The sequence below is a fragment of the Streptomyces sp. NPDC048192 genome (genome assembly GCF_043202415.1).
Classification (GTDB): domain Bacteria; phylum Actinomycetota; class Actinomycetes; order Streptomycetales; family Streptomycetaceae; genus Streptomyces.
Map to the genome: position 1 here is coordinate 1 of NZ_JBIDAL010000014.1, position 22,336 is coordinate 22,336.

23 protein-coding genes and 1 tRNA gene are annotated in these 22,336 nt (G+C 72.5%); 16 read left to right on the forward strand and 8 right to left on the reverse strand.

Features of this window, described 5'->3' with window-relative positions:
• Positions 1-455: 455 nt before the first annotated feature.
• The 3 genes from ACGFZN_RS27940 to ACGFZN_RS27950 form a co-directional block, all read right to left on the reverse strand.
• The gene (locus ACGFZN_RS27940) at positions 456-1,145 is read right to left on the reverse strand and encodes a response regulator transcription factor (RefSeq protein WP_360574669.1); all 690 of its coding nucleotides are present in this window, start codon (positions 1,143-1,145) and stop codon (positions 456-458) included.
• A gap of 183 nt (positions 1,146-1,328) precedes the next feature.
• Positions 1,329-2,675 (reverse strand): sensor histidine kinase, encoded by a 1,347-nt coding sequence (locus ACGFZN_RS27945; protein ID WP_393861259.1) that lies wholly within the window; start codon positions 2,673-2,675, stop codon positions 1,329-1,331.
• A gap of 357 nt (positions 2,676-3,032) precedes the next feature.
• A complete protein-coding gene (locus ACGFZN_RS27950) occupies positions 3,033-4,214 on the reverse strand; it encodes a sensor histidine kinase (protein ID WP_393861260.1) in 1,182 nt (393 codons plus the stop codon).
• 244 nt (positions 4,215-4,458) lie between these two features.
• Here ACGFZN_RS27950 and ACGFZN_RS27955 point away from each other — a divergent pair, with 244 nt between their 5' ends.
• From ACGFZN_RS27955 to htpX, 11 genes are all read left to right on the forward strand, one after another.
• Positions 4,459-4,878: an NADH-quinone oxidoreductase subunit A gene (locus ACGFZN_RS27955; RefSeq protein ID WP_330338372.1), complete on the forward strand. Its 420-nt coding sequence runs from the start codon at positions 4,459-4,461 to the stop codon at positions 4,876-4,878.
• On the forward strand, positions 4,869-5,465 hold the full coding sequence (locus tag ACGFZN_RS27960) for an NADH-quinone oxidoreductase subunit B family protein (protein WP_360149747.1): 597 nt from the start codon (positions 4,869-4,871) through the stop codon (positions 5,463-5,465). The genes ACGFZN_RS27955 and ACGFZN_RS27960 overlap by 10 nt, the downstream gene beginning before the upstream one ends.
• Positions 5,462-7,363 carry an NADH-quinone oxidoreductase subunit C gene (locus ACGFZN_RS27965; protein ID WP_393861261.1) on the forward strand — a complete coding sequence of 634 codons (1,902 nt, stop codon included), beginning with the start codon at positions 5,462-5,464 and terminating at the stop codon, positions 7,361-7,363. The genes ACGFZN_RS27960 and ACGFZN_RS27965 overlap by 4 nt, the downstream gene beginning before the upstream one ends.
• Entirely contained in the window at positions 7,360-8,328 is a 969-nt protein-coding gene (locus ACGFZN_RS27970; RefSeq protein WP_393861262.1) for an NADH-quinone oxidoreductase subunit H, read from the forward strand. The genes ACGFZN_RS27965 and ACGFZN_RS27970 overlap by 4 nt, the downstream gene beginning before the upstream one ends.
• Positions 8,328-8,897 (forward strand): NuoI/complex I 23 kDa subunit family protein, encoded by a 570-nt coding sequence (locus tag ACGFZN_RS27975; RefSeq protein WP_393861263.1) that lies wholly within the window; start codon positions 8,328-8,330, stop codon positions 8,895-8,897. Before ACGFZN_RS27970 ends, ACGFZN_RS27975 begins: the two co-directional genes overlap by 1 nt.
• Before the next feature lie 32 nt (positions 8,898-8,929).
• Positions 8,930-9,595, forward strand: a complete 666-nt coding sequence (locus ACGFZN_RS27980) for an NADH-quinone oxidoreductase subunit J (RefSeq protein ID WP_393861442.1) — start codon at positions 8,930-8,932, stop codon at positions 9,593-9,595.
• Positions 9,595-9,969, forward strand: coding sequence for an NADH-quinone oxidoreductase subunit NuoK (gene nuoK, locus ACGFZN_RS27985; RefSeq protein WP_393861264.1), 375 nt, complete (start codon positions 9,595-9,597; stop codon positions 9,967-9,969). Before ACGFZN_RS27980 ends, nuoK begins: the two co-directional genes overlap by 1 nt.
• Entirely contained in the window at positions 9,966-11,960 is a 1,995-nt protein-coding gene (locus ACGFZN_RS27990; protein ID WP_393861265.1) for an NADH-quinone oxidoreductase subunit L, read from the forward strand. The genes nuoK and ACGFZN_RS27990 overlap by 4 nt, the downstream gene beginning before the upstream one ends.
• 6 nt (positions 11,961-11,966) lie before the next feature.
• Positions 11,967-13,541 (forward strand): NADH-quinone oxidoreductase subunit M, encoded by a 1,575-nt coding sequence (locus ACGFZN_RS27995; protein ID WP_393861266.1) that lies wholly within the window; start codon positions 11,967-11,969, stop codon positions 13,539-13,541.
• Positions 13,538-15,055, forward strand: a complete 1,518-nt coding sequence (locus ACGFZN_RS28000) for an NADH-quinone oxidoreductase subunit N (protein WP_393861267.1) — start codon at positions 13,538-13,540, stop codon at positions 15,053-15,055. The genes ACGFZN_RS27995 and ACGFZN_RS28000 overlap by 4 nt, the downstream gene beginning before the upstream one ends.
• 331 nt (positions 15,056-15,386) lie before the next feature.
• A complete protein-coding gene (gene htpX, locus ACGFZN_RS28005; protein WP_393861268.1) occupies positions 15,387-16,250 on the forward strand; it encodes a zinc metalloprotease HtpX in 864 nt (287 codons plus the stop codon).
• 38 nt (positions 16,251-16,288) lie between these two features.
• Here the strand turns inward: htpX and ACGFZN_RS28010 are convergent, their stop codons facing one another.
• A complete protein-coding gene (locus ACGFZN_RS28010) occupies positions 16,289-16,690 on the reverse strand; it encodes a YccF domain-containing protein (protein ID WP_393861269.1) in 402 nt (133 codons plus the stop codon).
• A 285-nt stretch (positions 16,691-16,975) separates the two neighbouring features.
• Between ACGFZN_RS28010 and ACGFZN_RS28015 the strand changes: the two genes are divergently transcribed.
• Entirely contained in the window at positions 16,976-17,242 is a 267-nt protein-coding gene (locus tag ACGFZN_RS28015; RefSeq protein ID WP_330338361.1) for a GlsB/YeaQ/YmgE family stress response membrane protein, read from the forward strand.
• Between the two features lie 178 nt (positions 17,243-17,420).
• Here ACGFZN_RS28015 and ACGFZN_RS28020 read toward each other — a convergent pair whose 3' ends face one another.
• Entirely contained in the window at positions 17,421-17,909 is a 489-nt protein-coding gene (locus ACGFZN_RS28020; protein ID WP_393861270.1) for a YajQ family cyclic di-GMP-binding protein, read from the reverse strand.
• Positions 17,910-18,135: 226 nt separating this feature from the next.
• On the opposite strand from ACGFZN_RS28020, the gene ACGFZN_RS28025 reads away from it, so the two are divergent.
• Positions 18,136-18,217, forward strand: a tRNA-Tyr gene (locus tag ACGFZN_RS28025).
• A gap of 91 nt (positions 18,218-18,308) precedes the next feature.
• Here ACGFZN_RS28025 and ACGFZN_RS28030 read toward each other — a convergent pair.
• The gene (locus ACGFZN_RS28030; RefSeq protein WP_393861271.1) at positions 18,309-18,773 is read right to left on the reverse strand and encodes an SRPBCC family protein; all 465 of its coding nucleotides are present in this window, start codon (positions 18,771-18,773) and stop codon (positions 18,309-18,311) included.
• Positions 18,774-19,001: 228 nt separating this feature from the next.
• Between ACGFZN_RS28030 and ACGFZN_RS28035 the strand changes: the two genes are divergently transcribed.
• The 3 genes from ACGFZN_RS28035 to ACGFZN_RS28045 all read left to right on the forward strand — a co-directional run bounded on the left by ACGFZN_RS28035 (position 19,002) and on the right by ACGFZN_RS28045 (position 19,942).
• The gene (locus ACGFZN_RS28035; protein ID WP_330338359.1) at positions 19,002-19,355 is read left to right on the forward strand and encodes a DUF6233 domain-containing protein; all 354 of its coding nucleotides are present in this window, start codon (positions 19,002-19,004) and stop codon (positions 19,353-19,355) included.
• A gap of 44 nt (positions 19,356-19,399) precedes the next feature.
• Positions 19,400-19,624 (forward strand): hypothetical protein, encoded by a 225-nt coding sequence (locus ACGFZN_RS28040; protein WP_330338358.1) that lies wholly within the window; start codon positions 19,400-19,402, stop codon positions 19,622-19,624.
• Positions 19,625-19,729: 105 nt separating this feature from the next.
• The gene (locus ACGFZN_RS28045) at positions 19,730-19,942 is read left to right on the forward strand and encodes a hypothetical protein (protein WP_393861272.1); all 213 of its coding nucleotides are present in this window, start codon (positions 19,730-19,732) and stop codon (positions 19,940-19,942) included.
• Between the two features lie 95 nt (positions 19,943-20,037).
• Here the strand turns inward: ACGFZN_RS28045 and ACGFZN_RS28050 are convergent, their stop codons facing one another.
• On the reverse strand, positions 20,038-20,694 hold the full coding sequence (locus tag ACGFZN_RS28050) for an SDR family oxidoreductase (protein WP_393861273.1): 657 nt from the start codon (positions 20,692-20,694) through the stop codon (positions 20,038-20,040).
• 160 nt (positions 20,695-20,854) lie between these two features.
• Complete coding sequence (locus ACGFZN_RS28055) at positions 20,855-22,120, reverse strand: amidohydrolase family protein (RefSeq protein WP_393861274.1); 1,266 nt, start codon at positions 22,118-22,120, stop codon at positions 20,855-20,857.
• Between the last annotated feature and the right edge of the window lie 216 nt (positions 22,121-22,336).

Consider the following 22,336-nt stretch of genomic DNA (forward strand, 5'->3'; position numbering starts at 1 on the left):
CCGAGGTGAACCGGTCACCCGTGAGCTGCATACCGTCACCCGAGTCCCCCGCAAACCGGATGATCACCCGATCCAGACGCCGGACATCCTTGGCGCCACCCGGTTTGCGCTGCTCTCCGACGACGGCTCCGTCGGCCTGCTCCGCCTGGCTGCTGACCTGGCTGGTCACTGAACTGGACCTCCTTCGAGGCGGCTGTCCGGGGCCGGTCGTCCCACGGACCATCCCAGGATCAACCCTACGTCGGTTAGGGTCGCCTTCCCGAGGCGATCCACGGATTGGACGGCAATTCGAGTCGGCCCGTAGCGCTTGTGCGTCCTGCTGCGGGCGCTTTCGGGTCGGCACGACGCCGACGTGGGGCGTCCTGTCCCGGTTGCCTCCTCCGGTCTTCCTTCCGGGTACCCGCCTTCCACAGAAGCCGGACCGTCTGACGCCCCGCTGACACAGTGTCGTTCGGTCAGGAGTTCAGATAGGTCAGCACGGCCAGAACACGCCGGTGGTCCCCTTCGCTCGGAGCCAGACCCAGCTTCAGGAAGATGTTGCTGACGTGCTTCTCCACGGCGCCGTCGCTGACCACCAGCTGCTTGGCGATCGCCGAGTTCGTGCGGCCCTCCGCCATCAGCCCGAGCACCTCGCGCTCCCGCGGCGTCAGCCCCGCCAGCACGTCCTGCTTGCGGCTGCGGCCGAGCAGCTGCGCCACCACCTCGGGGTCCAGCGCCGTACCGCCCCCGGCCACCCGCACCACCGCGTCCACGAACTCGCGCACCTCGGCGACCCGGTCCTTGAGCAGATAGCCCACTCCCCGGCTGGAGCCGGCCAGCAGCTCGGTGGCGTACCGCTCCTCCACGTACTGCGACAGCACCAGCACCCCGAGCCCCGGATGCGCCTTCCGCAGCCGTACGGCCGCCCGCACGCCCTCGTCGGTGTGCGTCGGCGGCATCCGTACGTCCGCCACCACCACGTCGGGCAGCTCGCCCTGTGCGTCCAGGTCGGCGACGGTCTTCACCAGCGCCTCCGCGTCGCCGACGCCGGCCACGACGTCGTGCCCGCGGTCGGTCAGCAACCGGGTCAGGCCCTCCCTGAGCAGCACTGAGTCCTCGGCGATGACCACCCGCACCCTGTCCTCCACGATCTTCCGGCCCCCCATGCCCGATCCCGCTCCACGACGACGTACGTCCGTACGGGGGTCAAGCATTCCAGCATTCGGTACGCGCCGCCCGCGGATCCCTCCGGGGAGAGGCCGGTCCTCGGAACGGGCGGGGATCGGAGGCGCGCCCCGGGGGTGCGCGGCCTCTGCGCCCGCGTGGGGGACTGAGCCGCGCGTCCGGTGTCAGGGCCGCCAGGGCAGTTCCGCGATCACCCGGGTCGGGCCGCCGGCCGGGGAGTCCACCACGAGCACGCCGTCCACCGCGTCCAGGCGCCCGGCGAGGCCCGCCAGGCCCGAGCCGCGGGAGACGTCCGCGCCGCCCACACCGTCGTCGATGACCTGCACCATCAGCCGGTCCTCCGTGCACCACACGTCGACGGACGCGGACCGGGCCCGGCTGTGCTTGCTGATGTTCTGCAGCAGCTCGGAGACCGTGAAGTAGGCGATGCCCTCGATGGCCGCGGCCGGCCGGGCCGGCAGGTCCACGTCCACCCGCACCGGCACCGTGCAGCGGGAGGCGACCGCGGACAGCGCCGCGTCCAGACCCCGGTCGGTCAGCACGGCCGGATGGATGCCGCGGGCGAGATCGCGCAGCTCCTGCAGCGCCGTCTTCACCTCGCCGTGCGCCTCCTCCACCATCCGCGCCGCCGCCTGCGGATCCTCGCCGAGCTTCTCCTTCGCCAGGCCCAGATCCATGGCCAGGTTGACCAGCCGGGCCTGAGCCCCGTCGTGCAGATCCCGCTCGATGCGCCGCAGGTCGGCGGCGGCCGTGTCGACCACGACGCCACGGTCCGACTCCAGCTCCACCACCCGCTCCGACAGCGACGACGGCCCCAGCAACCCCCGCACCAGCAGCCCGTCCACCGTCGTCAGCGCCCGTACGATCCACGGCGTGACCAGCGTGAACACCAGCCCCACCAGCGCGGTCACGGTGATCTCGAAGGGGTTGTCGAGATAGACGCTGTGATGCGCGTCGCCGTACAGCTGGATGCCCCCCTGGCCGGCGTACGCGGGGAAGACCCAGAACCACAGCGGGTACGTCAGCAGCGCCCAGCCCGTCGTCCACAGGCTCACCACCACCGAGAACGAGAACACCGCCCACGGGAACTGCACCAGCGCGTACAGCAGGTTCCGCCACGAGGCGCCGCTCTTGAGCACCGCGCCCATCCAGGCCAGCGGTCCCGGCCCGCGCGTCCGCAGCGGCTCGGGCTCGGCCACGTCCAGCCGCAGCAGGCCGCGCGCCCGCGCCCGTTCCAGCGCCGCGAACCCCCGGCAGCCGGCCAGCGCCGCCGCGAGCACGGGGACGCCGAGGAAGGTCACCAGCAGGCCCGCGCCGAGCGAGGCCATGGTCACCGTCCAGGTGAACAGCATGACCGAGATCGGCAGGCTCAGCAGGACATAGCCGAACTCGCGCCAGCTGCGCGCCTCGAAGGGCGCCCGCAGTGCGGCGGGCAGCCGATGACGGGGGCCGGCGGCTTCGTCGTCCTCCGGCCCGTACCCGTAGTACCCGTGCCCGTACTCCGTGGCCATCGATCCCGTCCCGTTCCTCTCGTCCCAGCGGCGCTTCAGCCGTGTCTCCAGACTCGTGCGGCCGGGCCTGCCGGGCCATGGAGTCCGTCGGCGTCTTGGAGCGGGGGTTTTCCCCACCCCTTGCCTCCGGCACCGGCCGGCCCTGTCGGCCGGCGCCGGGGGTTGCCGGTGCGGTCGGCTGCCCGGGGCGAGGGGGCTACATGCGCGAGAGGACTGCATGGGCGGGGGGCTGCATGGGCGGGGGGCTGCATGGGGGGAAGGGACCGCGTGAGCGAGAGAGCTGCGACCGCCGTAGCCGGGCGCGGAGCCGTCCGCTTCCCGGTCCGGACGCGGGCCTCCTGCCACCCGGTTACCCGCCTACTCGCCCCGGTCCCGCCACGGCAGTTCCGCCGTGACCACAGTGGGGCCGCCCTGCGGTGAGTCGAGGACGAACAGGCCGTCCACCGCGCCCAGGCGGTCCGCGAGGCCGCGCATGCCGGTGCCGCCCTCCAGGCGGGCGCCGCCCCGGCCGTCGTCCCGGACCTGGATGAGCAGCCGGTCCTCCGCGCGCCACACGTCGACGGACGCGGACCGGGCCCGGCTGTGCTTGCTGATGTTCTGCAGCAGCTCGGAGACGGTGAAGTAGGCGATGCCCTCGATGGCCGGGGCCGGGCGGTCCGGCAGGTCCACGGTCACCTTCACCGGCACCGTGCAGCGGGTGGCGACCGAGGACAGGGCCGCGTCCAGACCCCGGTCCGTGAGTACGGCCGGGTGGATGCCGCGGGCGAGATCGCGCAGCTCCTGCAGGGCCAGCTTCACCTCGCCGTGCGCCTCCTCCACCATCGCCGCCGCCGAGTCCGGGTCCTCCAGCAGCTTCTCCTTGGCCAGACCGAGCCCCATGGCCAGGTTGACCAGCCGGGCCTGCGCCCCGTCGTGCAGGTCCCGTTCGATGCGCCGCAGGTCGGCGGCGGCCGTGTCGACCACGACCCCCCGGTCCGACTCCAGCTCGGCGATACGGCGCTCCAGCTCGTCCGACGGCGACAGCAGCCCGCGCACCAGGAAACGGTCCACGTTCGTCAGCCCCCGCGCGAGATACGGCAGCACCGGCCACAGCACGAACAGCGAGGTCAGCACCGTGCAGAAGGTGAGAATGCCCCAGGGCAGCCGGATCAGGTCGTACAGCAGCGTCCGCCAGCCCACCGGATCCTTCAGCGCCATCCACAGCCGCTGCGCCGGCCCGCCGCTCCTCGCGAACGGCAGCGGTGTCGGCTCCTCCACCCGCACCCCGAGCAGCCACCGCGCGCGGGCCCGCTCCAGCTTCCCCAGCTGCCGGGCGCCCAGGAGGCTCGCCGCGAGCAGCGGCAGGCCCACGACGGTGATCGTCAGCGACCCGCCGACGGACAGCACGGTGATCGCGTAGACGAAGCCGAACACCGTCACCGGCAGGTTCAGCAGGAGATACAGGATCTCCTTCCACGTGTGCGCGTCGTACGCCGGCCGGATCGGAGGCAGACGGTCGGTGCCGTCGGTCCGGTCGACGGCTGAGCTGGTAGCGGTCATAACGGTCAGCCTGCCGTGCCCGGGGCTCCGCGCGCCATGCGGTACGCCGCCCTCCGCCGACGGGGGAAAACCCCACCCCGCGCGGGCCGCGTTTTCCGCGCCGCCCGCCCCATGGCGTGTCTCATGGCGTGACTGGCTGCTTACCGCCTCTTTATCAGGGCCTAGACTCCCGTGCGTACAGATCGTCGAATCACACGCATCGCAGAATGCGTCAGGTCACGAGGTCAGGGAGCGAGGGACGACGGTGCGGGAGACGTTGGGGGACTCGACGGCCGCCGCGGCGCACGTCATCGCGGCGGGCTACTTCCGGTCCTACTCGGTCGTGGGCCTGCTCGCCCTCGTCGGCGTGCTGTTCGTCGCGGTCGCCTTCGGCGCGGGCCGGCTGCTGCGGCCGGTCGTGCCGACCCCCGAGAAACTGCTGACCTACGAGTGCGGCGTCGACCCCGTCGGCGAGGGCTGGGCCCACACCCAGGTCCGCTACTACGTCTACGCCTTCCTGTACGTGATCTTCGCGGTCGACTCGATCTTCCTGTTCCCCTGGGCGACGGTCTTCGCCGCCCCCGGCTACGGCGCGACGACCCTCGTGGAGATGTTCCTCTTCCTCGGCTTCCTCGCCGTCGGCCTGCTGTACGCATACAAGAAGGGCGTCCTGGCATGGACGTGAACCCGGAGCCCGTGTACCTGCCCGAGCCCAAGAGGCTGGGCGCCCTGGCCCGGCTGGCCCCCGAGCCGATGAAGGTGATCCTGAACTGGGGCCGCCGCTACTCGCTGTGGGTCTTCAACTTCGGCCTCGCCTGCTGCGCGATCGAGTTCATCGCCGCGTCGATGGCCCGCCACGACTTCATCCGCCTCGGCGTGATCCCGTTCGCGCCGGGCCCGCGCCAGGCCGACCTGATGGTGGTCTCCGGCACGGTCACCGACAAGATGGCCCCGGCGGTCAAACGCCTGTACGAGCAGATGCCGGAACCCAAGTACGTCATCTCCTTCGGCGCCTGCTCCAACTGCGGCGGCCCCTACTGGGACTCCTACTCCGTCACCAAGGGCGTCGACCAGATCATCCCCGTGGACGTGTACGTGCCCGGCTGCCCGCCGCGCCCCGAGGCGCTGCTCCAGGGCATCCTCAAGCTCCAGGAGAAGATCGCCCGCGAGTCGCTGGGGGAGCGGTACGGCGAGGTACGCCCGTCCGCGGCCGCCCTGACCAGCGACCTGGTGAAGCCCCCGGTACCGGCCGCCGAAGGTGATGCCCCGTGACTGCCGGCTGGCTGCCCGCCCCGGCCGAGGACCTCTTCGGCCCTGACGCCACGGCCGAGGAGGCGTACGACCTCCTGACCGTCGACGTGCCCGCGTCGTCCTGGCTCACCGCCCTGGAGACGGCCCGTACGACCCTGGGCTGCACCTACTTCGACTGGCTGAGCGCGGTCGACGAACCGGGCACGGGCTTTCGCGTGTCCGCGCACGTCGTCGCCCTCTCGCCGGTCCGCCGGCTCCTCGTCCGTACGACCGTCCCGCACGACGCGCCCGTACTGCCCTCCGCCGTCGGCGTCTACGCGGGCGCCGCCTGGCACGAGCGCGAGACCCACGAGATGTTCGGCGTCCGCTTCGAGGGCCACCCCGGCCTGCAGCACCTCCTCCTCCCCGAGAACTTCGAGGGCCATCCCCTCCGCAAGGACTTCGTCCTCGCCGCGCGCGTGGCCAAGGCCTGGCCCGGCGCGAAGGAACCCGGCGAGTCCGAGCACGGCGGCCCCAAGCGCCGCCAGATGCTGCCCCCGGGTGTGCCGGACCCCAACGAGTGGGGCCCCCTCAAGGGCCAGCTCCCCCCTGCCCCGGCCCGTCCGGCCCGGGGCGCCGGCCGCCCGGCGGGCGAACGCCCCGCGCGTGCGGGCACGGCCGGCGAGCGCCCGGAGCGTCCGGTACGGCGCACCCGCACGGCAGCGGAGGGCTCGGCGAGCCAGACGACCGGTACCGGGGAGGCTGCAGCCGGTGCGGCCGACGCCGGTGCCGCTGCCGGTGGTGCCGCTGGGGCGAGTGCCGGCGCAGCTGGTGCCGCCGGGGCCTCCGGTGCGCGTCCGCGCCGGATGCGCAGCGCCAGCGAGGGCTCGGCCAGCCAGACCCGGGAGCGGGCCGCGACCGGAAGCCAGGCGGACCAGGGCGCGCCGGAAGGTCCGGCCGCCGAGGCCTCCGTGGCCCACGAGCCCACCCCGGCGCCCCGTCCGCGCCGCGCCCGCAGCACCTCCGAGGGCTCGGCGTCCCAGCGCGCCGAGGCCCGGACCCCGAACCCGGAGCAGCAGCCGCAGCCCGCGGACCAAGCCCAGCCGCACACACCGTCGAACCCGGCCGCCCCGCCCCGCCGCCCCATCACCCCCCGCAGCTCGGACGCCCCCTGGCACCACGCCCGCCCGGCCTTCGAGCAGCCGGAGAGGGAGGAGGGGCAGCCGGAGCCGGAGGGCGAGCAGCCCGAGCGCGAGGCCCAGCGACCGGAGCCGCGGCGCGAGGAGCCGGGCTCGGCCTCGGAACCGAAGGCCGCGCCACAACAGCAGGGCGAGCAGCCGGAGCCGGAGGCCCAGCGACCAGAGCCGCGGTCCGAGCAGCCGGAGCCGGAGACCCAGCGACCGGAGTCGTGGTCCGAGCAGCCGGAGCCGCAGGCCCAGCGACCGGAGTCGTGGTCCGAGCAGCCGGAGCCGCAGGCCCAGCGACCGGAGCCGCGGTCCGAGCAGCCGGAGCCGCAGGCCCAGCGACCGGAGCCGCGGTCCGAGCAGGCGGAGCCGCAGGCCCAGCGACCGGAGCCGCGGTCCGAGCAGGCGGAGCCGCAGGCCCAGCGACCGGAGCCGCGGTCCGAGCAGCCGGAGCCGGAGGCCCAGCGACCGGAGTCGTGGTCCGAGGAGTCGGAACCGGAGGCGTCGCGTGGCTCCTCCGGGCAGCCCGCCCCCGACAGCCCCGCACCCGCCGAACCGGGCGCCCACAGGCCCGGACCCGGGGACTCTGCTGGCGAACCGGATGCCCCCACCCCCGGACCCGGGGACTCCGCTGCCGAACCCGGCGACCCAGCACCCGAACGCGGCGATGAGCCCACCCCCCGACCCGGTGCCCCCAAGCCCGGACCCGGTGACCCCCACGACCCCGACCCCGATCCCACAGGAGGCACGCAGTGAACGGCGCGTTGGACGTCGCCCTGCGACTTCTGGCCGTGTTCGTGGTCTTCCTCACCTTCCCGCTGATCGTCGGCCAGACCGAGCACAAGGTGATGGCCCACATGCAGGGCCGCCTCGGCCCGATGTACGCGGGCGGCTTCCACGGCTGGGCCCAGCTCATCGCGGACGGTGTGAAGTTCGCGCAGAAGGAGGACGTGGTCCCGGCCGGCGCCGACCGCCGCGTCTTCCAGCTCGCCCCCGCCGTGGCCCTGCTGCCGTACCTCCTGGTACTGCTCGCGATCCCGATCGGCCCGAGCGAGGGCGCCGTCGGCCAGGTGCTGGACGCGGGAGTGTTCTTCGTGCTCGCCGTGATGGGCGTGGGCGTGCTCGGCTCGCTCATGGCCGGCTGGGCCAGCGCGAACAAGTTCTCCCTGCTCGGCGGTCTGCGCACGGCCGCCCAGCTGCTCGCCTACGAGCTTCCGATGCTGCTCGCCGCGGCCTCGGTCGCCATGGCGGCGGGCACGGTCTCCCTGCCCGGCATCCTGCACGCCTTCCACTGGTGGTGGGTGCCGTGGCAGATCACCGGCGCCGTCGTCTTCTTCGTCGCCGGGCTCGCCGAGCTGCAACGGCCGCCGTTCGACATGCCCGTCGCCGACTCGGAGATCATCTTCGGCGCGTACACCGAGTACACCGGCCTGCGTTTCGCACTGTTCCTCCTCGCCGAGTACGCCGGCATCGTCGTCCTGTGCGGCCTGACCACCGTCCTCTTCCTGGGCGGCTGGCACGGCCCCTGGGGTCACGACGGCCTGGGCTGGCTGTGGACCCTGCTGAAGACCGCGATCCTCGCCTTCCTCGTCATCTGGCTCCGCGTCACCTACCCGCGCCTGCGCGAGGACCAGCTCCAGAAGCTGTCCTGGATCCTGCTCGTCCCCCTCTCCCTCGCCCAGATCGCCCTCACCGGCATCGTCAAGGTGGTGATCTCCTAGTGGCCCCCATCCCTGGCAGCGGCCTCGCCAAGGGCCTGGCCGTCACCCTCCGGACGATGACCCGGAAGACGGTCACCGAGCAGTACCCCGACGCCCAGCCCGAACTGCCGCCCCGCACGCGCGGTGTCATCGGCCTGTTCGAGGAGAACTGCACGGTCTGCATGCTCTGCGCCCGCGAGTGCCCGGACTGGTGCATCTACATCGACTCCCACAAGGAGACCGTCCCGCCCGCCGCCCCGGGCGGCCGGGAGCGCAGCCGTAACGTCCTCGACCGGTTCGCCATCGACTTCTCCCTGTGCATGTACTGCGGTATCTGCATCGAGGTGTGTCCTTTCGACGCGCTGTTCTGGTCCCCGGAGTTCGAGTACGCCGAGACCGACATCCGCGATCTCACCCACGAGCGGGACAAGCTGCGCGAGTGGATGTGGACCGTCCCGGCCCCGCCGGCCCTGGACCCCGCCGCCGAGGAGCCCAAGGAGATCGCCGCGGCCCGCAAGACCGCCGAGAAGCTGGCGGCCGCGCAGGCCGAACCGCAGGAGCCGCAGGAGCCGCAGGGAGGCGAGTCGTGAGCCCCGCCGCAGCCGTCGGCCTCGGCCCGGCCGTGAACCTCGCCGGTGCCCGGCACGCCACCCTCGCGACCGCCGCCCACCCGGGCTTCCTGTCCCCGGCCGGCGTCGAGATCGCCTTCGTCCTGGTCGGCCTGGTCACCCTCGGCGCCGCGCTGGTCACCGTCACCACCCGCCAGCTGGTGCACGCCGCCCTGTGGCTGGTGGTCGCGCTCGGCGGCCTCGCCGTGGAGTATCTGCTGCTCACGGCCGAGTTCATCGCCTGGGTCCAGGTCCTGATCTACGTCGGTTCCGTCGTCGTCCTCCTTCTGTTCGGTCTCATGCTCACCAAGGCCCCCATCGGCCGCTCACCGGACGCCGACTCCGGCAACCGCTGGGCCGCCCTCGCCGTCGCGATCGCCTCGGCCGTCGCCCTGGTCTGGGTGGTCGTCGACGCCTTCCGCACCACCTGGGTCGACCTGAGCGGACCGGCCGCCGGCTCCACCCGGGTCACCGGTCAGAGCCTGTTCCGGAACTGGGTGCTGCCCTTCGAGGCCCTGTCCGTGCTGCTCCTCGCGGCGCTGGTCGGCGCGATCGTCCTGTCCCGCAAGGCGAAGACGGAGCCGGGCTCTCCTGATGTGAACTCCCGGCCGGTCACCGAGAGTTCCCCTTCCGTCACGGATTCCGGAATTCACCCGGTCGAGCAGGAAGGCGCCCGCTGATGCACCTCGCCTACCCCGCCGTGCTCTCCGCCCTCCTGTTCTGCACCGGCCTGTACGGCGTCCTCGCCCGCCGCAACGCGATCCTGGTCCTGATGTCGGTCGAGCTGATGCTCAACGCCGTCAACCTCAACCTCGTCGCCTTCGACGTCTGGCTCAGCCGGGCCGCGAAGGACACCCTGCACTCCGGCCAGGCGCTGACCCTGTTCGCCATCGCCATCGCCGCCGCCGAGATCGGCATCGGCCTGGCCATCGTGCTCGCCGTCTACCGCAACCGCGGCACCTCCGACATCGACAAGCTCCGCGACACCGCCGAGGGCCCCGGCACCGAGGGACCGGGCACCTCGGCGGCCGAGAAGGCTGAGGCCACCGCGTGACCACGACCACCCTCGCCGTCCTCGTCCCCCTCCTGCCGTTCCTCGGCGCCGCGGCCGGACTGCTGCTCGGCCGCACCGCGCCCGGATTCGTCCGCCCGCTCGCCGTGCTGCCGCCGCTGGTCTCGCTCGTCCTGGCCGCGCTCGTCGCCGTACGCCAGGGCGGCGGACAGGCCGTGGACGGCCACACCGAACTGACGCCCACCGGCTCGGTCCCGATCGAACTGGCGCTGCACATCGACGGCTTCGCCGCGCTCGTCGCGGTCCTGGTCGCGTTCGTCGCCGCCTGCGTGCAGATCTACTCCACGGGCTATCTGCGCGACGACCCGCGCTACCCCTCGTACGCCGCTCTCGTCTCCCTGTTCACCTCCGCGATGCTCCTGGTCGTCTACTCCGGCGACCTGATCGTGCTGCTGGTCGGCTGGGAAGTCATGGGCATCTGCTCGTACTTCCTGGTCGGCCACTACTGGGAGACCCCCGAGGCCCGCGCCGCTTCCCTGAAGGCCTTCCTCGTCACCAAGCTCGGCGACGTGCCGTTCCTCATCGGCCTGTTCGCGCTCGCCGGCGACGCCGGGTCCTTCCGCATCACCCGCGTCCTCGGCGCCGTGGCCAGCGGACACCTGCACCACCCCACGGTGATCGCCCTGCTGCTCCTCGCGGGCGTCGCGGGCAAGTCGGCGCAGTTCCCGCTGCACACCTGGCTCCCGGACGCGATGGCGGGCCCCACGCCCGTCTCGGCGCTGATCCACGCCGCGACGATGGTCGCCGCCGGCGTCTACTTCATCGCCCGTCTCCTCCCCGTCTTCGAGGCCTCCCGGGCCGCGATGACCGTCCTCGCCGTCATGGCCGCCGTCACGATGGCCGGCTCCGCGCTCGCCGCGCTCGCCCAGGACGACATCAAACGCGTCCTCGCCTACTCGACCATCGGCCAGCTCGGCTACATGACCGGCGCCCTCGCCGTCGGCGACCGCGGTGCCGCCGTCTTCCACCTCCTGTCCCACGGCGCCTTCAAGGCGCTGCTCTTCCTCGCGGCCGGCGTGATCATCCACGCCGCCGGCACCAACTCCCTGGCCGCCATGTCCCGCATGCACGGCCTGCGGGACCGCATCCCGGACGCCTACTGGACGATGACGGTGGCCCTGCTCGCGCTCGCCGCGATCCCGCCCTTCAGCGGCTTCTTCTCCAAGGAGTCCGTCCTCGGCGCCGCCGAGCGGGTGGCCGACGGGCACACCGACCACGCCCCCGGCGCGGCCGGCTGGATCGTTCTCGTCGCCGGGCTGGTCACCGCCCTGCTCACCGCCGCCTACGCGGCCCGGCTGTGGCTGCTGGCCTTCCGCGGGCGGGGAACCGAGGCCCCCGACCACGGCCGTCAGCCGCTGACCATGACCGTGGTCCTGTGGGTCCTCGCCGTGCCCTCCCTGGCCTTCGGCGGGCTCGCCTACCGCGCGCTGCCCGGCTGGTTCGACGGCCGCGACCTGACCCCGACCCTGCTCACCTCCATCCTCGGCACCGGCCTCGCCCTGGTCGGCGGGCTGCTGACCTACGGCGCCTGGCAGCGCACCACCCGGCTCGCCGCCCGGGTCCCGCTGGGCGCGGTCGCCGCCCACCCGGAGGAGGACGCCGGACTCGTCGAGGCCGAGGCCATCGCCACCCACGAGCCGGCCTACGGCGACATCGCCTACGCGCCCGACCCCGCGGACCCTGCGCGGCTGCTGCTCGGCCCGCTGCGCCGCCACGCGGCCGCCGGCTTCCACCTGGACGCCGTGTACTCGGCGCTGTTCGTCCGCCCGGTGCAGGCCGGAGCGAGCCTCGTCCGGTTCCTCGACCGCGAGGTCGTCGACACCTACGTACGCGGCGCGGCCGCCCTGCCCCGGCTGCTCGGGGCCGCCGTACGGCGTGCGCAGACCGGCAATGTGCAGACCTATGTGAGCGCGCTGCTCGCCGGCACCGTCGTCCTGGCGGTCGCCGTCGTCCTCGTCGCCACGGGAGCGTGAGCAGGCGTGATCGAGATCAACGAGTCCGTGATGCAGTTCCTTCTGGCATTCACCGTCGTCGGCCCGCTCCTCGGCGCCGTCGCCGCCCTCCTCCCGGCCCCGCCCGGTCTGAAGGGGAAGTCGCCCGAGCAGGCCGTGCTGCGGCACGGCGTGACCGTGACCGGTGCCATCCTCGTCGCCGCGATCGTCCTCGCGCTCGGCTTCGACCACGGCCATCCGTCGAGGATGCAGGCCACGACCGACATCAGCTGGATCCCCGCGCTCGACGTGCGGATCCACCTCGGCATCGACGGCATCTCCCTCCCCCTCGTCGTCCTGACCGCGCTGCTGACCTTCCTCTGCGCGCTGTACTCCTACTTCAACCCGCCCAAGGGCGGGTCCCCGAAGGCGTTCGTCGCGCTGCTGCTCCTGCTCGAGTCCGGGACGCTCGCGACCTTCGCCGTCCTCGACCTGCTGCTGTTCTTCCTCGCGTTCGAGATGGTGCTCATCCCGATGTACTTCCTCATCGCCCGCTGGGGCGGCGAGGGCCGGACCCGGGCCGCGTGGAAGTTCATCCTGTTCACACTGCTCGGCTCCGTCGTCATGCTGCTCGGCCTGCTCCTGATCGGAATCAAGGCGGGCACGTTCGACATGGTGGCACTCGCCACTGACAACGGCCGGCCACTGACCGCGTCCGTGCAGGTCATCGCCGTTCTGGCGATCGGGATCGGACTCGCGGTGAAGTCGCCGATGTGGCCGCTGCACAGCTGGCTGCCCGACGCCCACACCGCCGCACCGACCGTCGGCTCGGTCCTGCTGGCCGGTGTCCTGCTCAAGATGGGCACGTACGGGTTCGTCCGGATCCTGCTGCCGGTCGCGCCGCACGGCTTCCACACGTTCGCGCCGTACCTCGCCGCGTTCGCCGTGGTGGGGATCATCTACGGGTCGCTCGCCTGCCTGGCCCTCGCCAAACGGGGCGCCAAGGGCGATCTCAAGCGGCTGATCGCCTACTCCTCCGTCGGTCACATGGGCTTCGTCCTGCTGGGCATCGCCACCATGACCCCGACCGGCGTCAACGGCGCCCTGTTCGCCAACATCGCCCACGGCCTGATCACCGGCCTGCTGTTCTTCCTGGTCGGCGGGCTGAAGGACCGCACGGGCACGACCGACCTCGACACCCTCGCAGAGGAGACGGGCCTCGCCCTGTACGGCAGGGCGCCGCGGCTCGGCGGCCTGCTCGCCTTCGGCGCCGTCGCCTCGCTCGGACTGCCCGGACTCGCCGGGTTCTGGGGCGAGATGCTGGCCCTGTTCGGCGCGTTCAGGCCCGCGGCCGACCTCAGCCGGCCGGCGTTCCTCACCTTCATGGCGATCGGCGCGTTCGGCACCTTGCTGACGGCCGCGTACATGCTGATCGTGGTCCGCCGCGTCTGCATGGGCGGCGTCGAGCAGGAGGTCCCGAAGCTCGCCGACGTCCGCGGCTACGAGTTCGCCGCCTGGACCCCGCTCGTCGCCCTCACCGTCGTCGCCGGACTGTGGCCGAGGGCGCTGCTCGGCCTGACCGACCCGGCCGTGCACCAGCTCCTCGCAGGAGGCACCCGATGAGCGCCCAGCCCCTCGCCGAGTCGCTGGTCCAGTCCGTCGACTGGCTCGCCGTCGCGCCGCCGGCCATCGCCGCCGCGGCCGGACTCGTCGTCCTGGTCGCCGACCTGTTCCTGCCCGAGGCCCGCAAGCCCGTCCTGGGCTGGATCTCCGTGGCCGGACTGGCCGTGGCCGCGCTGATGCTGCTGCCGCTCCTCGACGGCGACCGCAGCACCTTCTGCGTGACCGGCGCCACGCGCGCGTGCAGCTACACCGCCGACCACTTCACGCTCGTCATCCAGTTCCTCGTCCTCGGCGGCGCGCTGCTCGCGGCCCTGCTGTCCGTGACGAACCTCGACGACGACCGGCGGCGCGTCCCGCCGGGCGAGTTCTGGTTCCTGCTGCTGTCCTCCGCGGCGGGCGCCGCCCTGCTGCCCGCCTCCCGCGACCTGGCCACGCTCATCGTCGCCCTGGAGGTCGCCTCCCTGCCCGCGTTCGCGCTGGTCGGCATCCGGCACGGCGACAAGCGGTCCTCCGAGGCGGCCCTGAAGTTCTTCCTGTCCTCGGTGACGGCCACCGCGGTCAGCCTGATGGGCGTCAGCTTCGTCTACGCCTCCACCGGCACCCTCTACCTCACCCAGGTCGCCCAGCGCCTGCCCCACGTCGGCGGCCAGCTGCACACGCTCGCCCAGGCCGGCGTCGTCCTCACCCTGATCGGCTTCGCCTTCAAGACGGCCGCCGTCCCGTTCCACTTCTGGGTGCCCGACACCTACGTGGGCGCGCCGCTGCCCGTCGCCGCGTACCTGTCGGTCGTCGGCAAGGCGGTCGGCTTCTCCGGGCTGATCCTCGTCACCGTCGTCGCGTTCCCGTCGTACGCCGACGTCTGGGGTCCCGCGCTCGCCGTCCTGGCCGCGCTCACCATGACCGTCGGCAACGTCGGCGCCCTGCGCCAGCAGGCCACGCGCGCGTACAGCGCCGTACGGCTGCTCGCCTGGTCCTCCGTCGGACAGGCCGGCTACCTGCTGGTGCCGATCGCCGCCGCCGGGTACGCCAAGGACCCGCAGAAGGCGATCGGCTCCACGGTGGCCTATGCGCTGATGTACGGCGCGGTGAACCTCGGCGCGTTCGCGGTGGCCGCCGTGGTGGGCCGTAGCCGGGCCCTGAACCGCATCGCCGACTACCGGGGCCTGTACGCCGCCAATCCGGTCACCGCGCTCCTGCTGGCGTTCTTCCTGCTGTGCCTGGCGGGGCTGCCGCCGGGCGTCATCGGGCTGTTCGCCAAGGTCATCGTGTTCTCCTCGGCCGTGAACGCGGGCCTCGGCTGGCTCGCCGTCGTCATGGCCGTCAACGTGGTGATCGCCCTCTTCTACTACCTGCAATGGACGGCCCTGCTGTTCCGCGCCCCCGAGGGCGAGCCCGCCCGGCACCGCGTCCCCGCCCCCCTCACGGCGGCCCTCGCCCTCACCGGCGTACTCGGCGTCGCCCTGTCCGGAGCACCCCAGCTGGTCCTCCGCTTCGCCGCCACCGGCCTGTTCTGAGCCCGGCCACGCGCGCGTGAGCCACTCGGCCCGGCCACGCGCGCGTGAGCACCTGCGTCGAGCTTCACGCGCGCGTGAGCCACTCGTGGCCTCCATGCCGTGCATGGGCCACCCGCGGCGACCTTCATGCGTGCGGTGAGCCACCCATGGCCTCCACGCGCGCGTGGACGTGCGCGTCGCCGTCACCCGGCCGGAGCGCCCCCTCACCCGTCCGGCCCCGGCGCGCGCCCGCACCCACCAGGGAACTCACGGCTGCCGCCTGGCGTTGTCACAAGCGGGAGGGTCCACTGGACCAAAGTGTTCCCCAGCTGCACGACTTGGAGGGCGCACGGTGCACCGCCGGCACAACGGGCTCAGGACCGCAGTACTCCTCGGGGGGCTGTCCGCACTCATCATCCTCATCGGCAGCTTCTTCGGCCGTGCCGGCCTGGTCGTCGCGGTCCTGATCGCCCTCGGCACGAACGCGTACGCGTACTGGAACAGCGACAAGCTGGCCCTCCGCGCGATGCGTGCCCGCCCGGTCAGCGAGTTCGAGGCCCCGGCGCTGTACCGGATGGTGCGCGAGCTGTCCACACAGGCCCGTCAGCCCATGCCCCGCCTGTACATCTCGCCCACGGAGGCCCCGAACGCCTTCGCGACGGGCCGCAACCCGCGCAACGCCGCCGTGTGCTGCACCGAGGGCATCCTGCGCCTGCTGGACCCACGAGAGCTGCGCGGCGTCATCGGCCATGAGCTCAGCCACGTCTACAACCGGGACATCCTGATCTCCTCGGTAGCCGGCGCGCTCGCCTCAGTGATCATGTTCCTGGTGAACTTCGCCTGGATCATCCCGATCGGCCGCTCGGACGACGACGACGGCCCCGGCCTCCTCGGCATGCTCCTGATCATGATCCTCGGACCGCTGGCCGCCACCCTCATCCAGCTGGCCATCAGCCGCTCCCGTGAGTACGAGGCCGACGCCTCCGGCGCCCAGCTCACCGGCGACCCGCTCGCCCTCGCCGGTGCCCTGCGCAAGCTGGAGACCGGCACCCAGCAGCTCCCGCTGCCGCCCGAGCCGCAGATCCAGACCGCCAGCCACATGATGATCGCGAACCCGTTCCGGGCCGGTCAGGGCATGAGCAAGCTGTTCTCCACCCACCCCCCGATGGCGGAGCGCATCGCCCGGCTCGAGAACATGGCGGGCCGGCCGCACTGAGGGCGCGCGGGCCGGGAGCCCGGTCCCGAGGGAGTGGATCAGCGTCCGCCGAAGCCCTGGTCCGTGGCCACGATCTCGCGTCCCAGCGGCATGAGGGAGACGGGGATCAGCTTCAGGTTCGCCCACCCGAAGGGGATACCGATGATCGACAGGAACAGCGGGATGCTCGTGATCAGGTGACCCAGCGCCAGCCACCACCCCGCGAAGATCACCCAGATCACGTTCCCGATGAACGACCCCGCACCGGCACCCGGGCGCTCCACGGCGGTCCGGCCGAACGGCCACAGGACGAACCCGGCGATGCGCAGGGACGCGATGCCGAACGGGATCGTGACGATGAGGACGAAGCAGATGACCGCGGCGATCAGGTAGCCGATCGCCATCCAGAGGCCGCAGAAGATCAGCCACAGGATGTTGAGCAGCAGGTTGAACACCTTCATGATCGGTACCTCTCGGGTCGCACGCCGGCATGCCTGCTGCCATCAGTATCAGCCGATCATTCGTAGGGGCGGAACCGCACCGGCCCTGTAGCACGATCGGGAACGTCCCGGGACGGCCCTGCCGCGCGGGCGTCGAGTCGGGCCGAGCACGGCAACCGCGGGGTGGGCTCCTGACGTCCTCTTCATCGACAACGGCACGGACCACGCGCGCGTGGACAGCGAGTCCTCACCGGATTCTCAGGCGCCGGACAGTGCGGACACAGCGCGGAAGGGCAGGTTCACGGCATGGGCATCATCGCTTGGATCATTCTGGGACTGCTGGCCGGAGCCATCGCCAAGATCCTCCTGCCGGGCCGCGACCCCGGCGGTTTCATCGGTACGACCCTGATCGGCATCGCGGGCGCGTTCATCGGCGGCTGGATCTCAGCCCGCTGGCTGCACCACCCGATCAGCAAGAGCTTCTACGACGGCGCCACCTGGGTCGCGGCCATCGGCGGTTCGCTGGTCCTGCTGATCGCCTACCGCATCCTGTTCGGCAACTCGCGCGACTGAGTGCGGAGTCGACGGCACCCGGTCCGGAGCACGGCATCGGCGGCACCGAGGCGTCGGTAGCAACGAGGCGTCGGCGGCACCGAGGCAGTCGGCAGCACGGAAGGGCGGGCACCGCTCGGGGGTGCCCGCCCTTCATGACATCCCGGCGATGACCCGCCGGGATGTCCGTTCCGGTTTCCTACCGGTAGTTCACGAACTGCAGCGCAAAGTCGAAGTCCTTGCCCTTCAGCAGCGCGATCACGGTCTGCAGGTCGTCACGGCTCTTGGAGGAGACGCGCAGCTCGTCGCCCTGCACCTGGGCCTTCACGCCCTTCGGGCCCTCGTCGCGGATGATCTTCGCCACCTTCTTCGCGTTCTCCTGGGAGATGCCCTCCTGGATCGATGCGAAGATCTTGTACTCCTTGCCGGACAGCTGGGGCTCGCCCGCCTCCAGCGCCTTCAGCGAGATACCGCGCTTGACCAGCTTGGACTGGAACACGTCGAGGACAGCCTTCACCCGGTCCTCGGAGTTCGCCTCCATGAGGATCTTGTCACCGGACCATGAGATCGAGGCACCCACGCCCTTGAAGTCGTAGCGCTGCGAGATCTCCTTGGCGGCCTGGTTGAGGGCGTTGTCGACCTCCTGCCGCTCGACCTTCGAGACGATGTCGAAACTGGAGTCGGCCATGTCCTGTGGCTCCTTGTATCGGGTGCATATCGGGTGCGTGCCGGCGTGCGCGGCGGCGGCCGCCGGGCCCGGCGTCGTACCGGGCCGCATCCGCACCAGCCTAGCCACCCCTGGAGCCGAGAGGTGGAGATCAACCGGGTGGCGAAGCACCCCCCTGTATCGGGTATTGTTTACGTCGTCGCCAGGGAACGCCGCCGAGGAGCGGTTCGAACTGGTCGTCAACCCCGGCGGTGTGCCCGAGCGGCCAAAGGGAGCAGACTGTAAATCTGCCGGCTCAGCCTTCCCAGGTTCGAATCCTGGCGCCGCCACACGGTAACGAGAGCTCCGTGACCTGCGAGAACAGCAGGTCGCGGGGCTCTCGTCTTATATGCCGTGATCCGTATGTCCCGTGATCCGCGATCAGTTGTCGGCTGCGGGCGTCCGGTGGGCCAGTTCGGTGGCCAGGCGTCGCATGACCGTCTCGTTGGCGCGCCGCATCGTGGCCCGGACGGCGGGGGCCAGCAGGCGGTCCGCGAGCGGGGCGCGGGTCCAGGAGTAGGTGAACGAGACCCGGCTCCCGCCGGCCGGCAGCGGATCGATGGTGTAGGTGCCGTGGGCGAGGCGCCGGCCGGCCGCGCTGACGTTGCGTTCGACGATACGGCGTGGCGGTTCCGCCTCGACGACCTCGATGCTGACGTCGGTCTTCGCGCCGGCCAGCGCGGCGGTGACCGTGGCGCGCGACCCGAGGCCGCGGGCGGGACCGTCGTACCGCCAGCCGGTCAGGTAGTGGTCGGTGAAGCGCTCGTGATGAGCCATGACGTCGAGGAAGTCGTAGACCTGCTCGGGCGCCTGCGGGACGTCGATCGACACGGTGACAGGCCTCATACGCCACACGGTACGGGCAAGGCCGTACCGGTTGGTACATGCGCGACGCGATGAAATGACCCGGCGCGCCCCGGGCGAATTCCACCTCTCCTGAGCCGAGGGGCGCCCCACTCGGGACGTACCGGCCCGCGCCCGTCCGCAACCAGCCGGCGGGCTTCTTCGCGGACCGGTCAAGACAGGTGCATCCCGCTCCTCGCGCTTTCACGTCTCTTCACTAGAATCGAACGCGTGAACGAAGACCGTCCCCTGACGCGTCTCGACATGCTGCGTTTCGCCCGTCGCGTCGTCGAACACCAGGCCGCGCGGCAGCTCGCCCTGATGGACCGGTGGATCGCGGACGAAGAACGTCGGGAGGCCGAACGGCAGCGCCGCCTCGGTTCCCGGCAGGCCGCCCCGGAGTGGCTGCTGGAGCGCGGTCTGAACGGGCGCAGCGCGGTGTACGTCCACGTCGGCGGCTGCACAACCGCCGGCGGACGCGCCAGGGCGGTCGGCCGGGATCAGGCCGTACGCGCGCTGACGGAAGGAGGTGTCGCCGCGTGCCCGCTGTGCCGCCCCGACACTGTGCTGGGGATTCTGGAATGACCGGCCCGGGTGCGAGCCCGTCCGGTCCGGACGATGCTGGAGCCATGGCCGGGAAACGACCCATCATCGTGCACCTGCCGTCCCCGACCGGCGGCCGCCGGGTCCGGGTGGACGGCGAGATCCTCGGCCTGGCGCACAACGTGGCGGACCTGGTGGAGTTCCTGCGCCGCGCGGGGCTGGAGATCGAGCCGGAAGAGGTGGCCGACTCGCCGCTGATCGACTGGCGCGGGGTGGGCCCCGACCGCTGGGAAGCCGAGACGCGCACCTGAGGCAGAGGCCCGCGCCTCGCGACACCGGCGCGTCCCTCGGGCACCGGTGTCGCGAGGCTCGGGGCGCCGGTGTTGCCTCCGCCCCCGTGCGGGCACACTGACGGCATGTCCTCGCGACGCAGAACCTGCCCGGTGTGCCACCGCGACATCGCCGTCGTCGCGGGCCGCTTCGCGCGGCACGACCCGCCCGGGGCCCGGGAGAACGGCGAACTCGTCTCCTGCTCCGGATCACGGCAGCCGGCGCAACTCGGAGCCGTCCAGCCGGCGTTGGACGGATACGCCGTACCGGAGTTTCCCGGGCAGCTGCGTCTGTTCTGAGGTCTTCGGCAGTCGGCGGACCTGACGGGGTGACAAGCGGGCGGTGCGGCCGGCCCGGTGGCGGCGTACGACCGTTCAACGGCCGGTGCCCCGCCTCAGTTCCCGGCTACCGCCTTCACCGCCACCGACAGCGGCGTCGAACCGCTGATCAGCTCCAGCGTCAGGCCGGCCGTCGCCGGAGTGTCCACCAACTCCGCCAGTACGGCCGCCACATCGTCCCGGGGGACCGCTCCGCGCCCGGTGTGCGCCTCCAGCCGGACCAGGCCGGTACCCGCGTCGTCCGTCAGCGCACCGGGGCGCAGGACCGTCCAGTCCAGGGCCTCCTGACGGGTGATGTACGCGTCCGCCTCGCCCTTGGCGCGCAGGTACACGTCGAAGACGTCGTCGCCCTCGTGTGCGGGGTCCGCCCCCATCGAGGACACCACCAGGAAACGGCGCACACGCGCGCGTACGGCCGCGTCCGCGAACAGCACCGCCGCGCCCTTGTCCACCGTCTCCTTGCGGGCGGCGCCGCTGCCCGGGCCGGCGCCGGCCGCGAAGACCGCCGCGTCGGCGCCCTGCAGGTGCGCCGCGACCTCTTCCACCGAGACGGACTCCAGGTCGAGGAGCACCGGTTCCGCGCCGGCCGCCCGCAGATCGTCGCCCTGTTCCGGCTTGCGGATGATGCCCGCGACCTCGTCCCCGCGCGCGGAGAGCAGACGCTCCAGGCGCAGCGCGATCTGACCATGACCACCAGCGATGACAATGCGCATGAATCCGACCGTACGCCCGAAGAGGCCCATCCGCCGCACGGGTCAACCGGGGTGGCCGAACGGCGCCAGGATCACGCCCGAACGCGCGCGATGTGGCGGGATGTGTACGGGCGCGTACGTCCTCGGGCCCGGCACCGGCCGCAGGACTGCGACCGGCCGCTCACGACAGCTCTCCGCGCCCCTGCCGCGGCAACCCCAGTTCCACCGCGGCGGCCGAGTCGCAGTACTCGCGTACGGCGCTCGTGCGCGCCACCACCCGGCCCCGGTGGACCACGATCCGGCTGTAGGCCAGGGACAGCGCGCCGGCCAGGCGGTCGCCGCGTACGGCGAGGAGGTCGGCGGGGAAGCCCGCCTCCACGCGTACCTCCGGCAGGCCCAGCACCGCACGCGCCGACGCGCTGACGGTGTCGTAGGCGTCCTCGGGGCGCAGACCCTGCGCGGCGGCCAGGAGGTAGGCCGCCTCCAAAGGGTCACCGCGGCCGACGGGGTTGGAGAGGTCCCGTACGGCGCCGCTCCCCGCCGACACGCGCACCCCGGCCGCGCGCAGCAGCCGTACCGGAGCGGCGCCCCGGTGATCGGCGCCGCAGCAGCCGCCCTGGGGCAGGCACACGACCGTCACGCCGGCCGCCGCGAGCTGGTCGGCGGCGCGTGCGGCGGCCTCCGCGGGCAGGCGGGCGAGACCGGCGCACGGGCCGATCGTCACGCCGGGGCGCAGGCCTCCGGCCATGACCGCGAGCCGGGACAGCCTGGCCGGGTCGGACGCGTCCGTGTGCAGGTCCACCGGACAGCCGTGCTCGGAGGCCACCTCCAGGACCGTCTCGACATAGCCCGTGGGATCGGGGTCCAGGTCCGGGCAGCCGCCCACCACGGAGGCGCCCATCTTGACGGCGTCGCGCAGCATCGCCCGCCCGTCGGCCCCCGCCACGCCGGTCAGCAGCCGGGGCATCGCCACCGCCGTCAGCTCCGCGAGCCCCCGCAGCGAGCGCCGCGCCCGCAGGACGGCGACCAGTGCCCCGAGCCCCTGGACGTCGCCCACGCGCACGTGCGCGCGTACCGCGGTCGCCCCGTGCCCGAGCTGCAGCAGAGCCGCCTCCGTCGCCCGGCGCTGGACGTCCTCGGGGGCGAACGACACCGGGCCGGGGTGCTCGGCGGACAGCGCGGTGTCGCCGTGGGCGTGCGGTTCGGCCGGGGCCGGCAGGAGCAGGTAGCCGCTGAGGTCCACGCGTGTGCAGCCCGCCCGGGCCGGGCCCGGCGCCAGGCTGCCCGCCGTCCCCACCGCCTCGATGCGCCCGCCGCCCAGCCGTACGTCCACGGTCCGGCCGTCGGTCAGCCGCGCCCCGCACAGCAGCAGGGCGGCGGGGTCGGACCGGCCCGAAGGGCCCGAGGAGTCCGACGGCGGATGAGGCTGCGGCTGGCTGTCGGGCATCGCGCTCCAGGAAGGGGGCCGGGGGCTCGGTCTGGCCCGCGTGGGAAACCGGGGCCGAACCCCAAGATCACGCAGAGCGAGTCGAGCCTAGGGTGGCGCGCCGGGCCCGGCCGCGCAGGAGCGCAATAGTCGTACCGGTGGCTCCGCCCATGGCAGTACACGCGTCCCCCACGCGCGTGGCCCGCGCTCGGCGTGGTGACGTCCACCGGCGACCGG

Excerpts from the sequence above, each read along its gene's own strand:
- ACGFZN_RS27940 (WP_360574669.1), bottom strand. The coding sequence starts at position 1,145 with ATGGGGGGCCGGAAGATCGTGGAGGACAGGGTGCGGGTGGTCATCGCC.
- ACGFZN_RS27945 (WP_393861259.1), bottom strand. The coding sequence starts at position 2,675 with ATGGCCACGGAGTACGGGCACGGGTACTACGGGTACGGGCCGGAGGAC.
- ACGFZN_RS27950 (WP_393861260.1), bottom strand. The coding sequence starts at position 4,214 with ATGACCGCTACCAGCTCAGCCGTCGACCGGACCGACGGCACCGACCGT.
- ACGFZN_RS27960 (WP_360149747.1), top strand. The coding sequence starts at position 4,869 with ATGGACGTGAACCCGGAGCCCGTGTACCTGCCCGAGCCCAAGAGGCTG.
- nuoK (WP_393861264.1), top strand. The coding sequence starts at position 9,595 with ATGCACCTCGCCTACCCCGCCGTGCTCTCCGCCCTCCTGTTCTGCACC.
- ACGFZN_RS28000 (WP_393861267.1), top strand. The coding sequence starts at position 13,538 with ATGAGCGCCCAGCCCCTCGCCGAGTCGCTGGTCCAGTCCGTCGACTGG.
- ACGFZN_RS28010 (WP_393861269.1), bottom strand. The coding sequence starts at position 16,690 with ATGAAGGTGTTCAACCTGCTGCTCAACATCCTGTGGCTGATCTTCTGC.
- ACGFZN_RS28015 (WP_330338361.1), top strand. The coding sequence starts at position 16,976 with ATGGGCATCATCGCTTGGATCATTCTGGGACTGCTGGCCGGAGCCATC.
- ACGFZN_RS28020 (WP_393861270.1), bottom strand. The coding sequence starts at position 17,909 with ATGGCCGACTCCAGTTTCGACATCGTCTCGAAGGTCGAGCGGCAGGAG.
- ACGFZN_RS28030 (WP_393861271.1), bottom strand. The coding sequence starts at position 18,773 with ATGAGGCCTGTCACCGTGTCGATCGACGTCCCGCAGGCGCCCGAGCAG.
- ACGFZN_RS28040 (WP_330338358.1), top strand. The coding sequence starts at position 19,400 with ATGGCCGGGAAACGACCCATCATCGTGCACCTGCCGTCCCCGACCGGC.
- ACGFZN_RS28045 (WP_393861272.1), top strand. The coding sequence starts at position 19,730 with ATGTCCTCGCGACGCAGAACCTGCCCGGTGTGCCACCGCGACATCGCC.
- ACGFZN_RS28050 (WP_393861273.1), bottom strand. The coding sequence starts at position 20,694 with ATGCGCATTGTCATCGCTGGTGGTCATGGTCAGATCGCGCTGCGCCTG.
- ACGFZN_RS28055 (WP_393861274.1), bottom strand. The coding sequence starts at position 22,120 with ATGCCCGACAGCCAGCCGCAGCCTCATCCGCCGTCGGACTCCTCGGGC.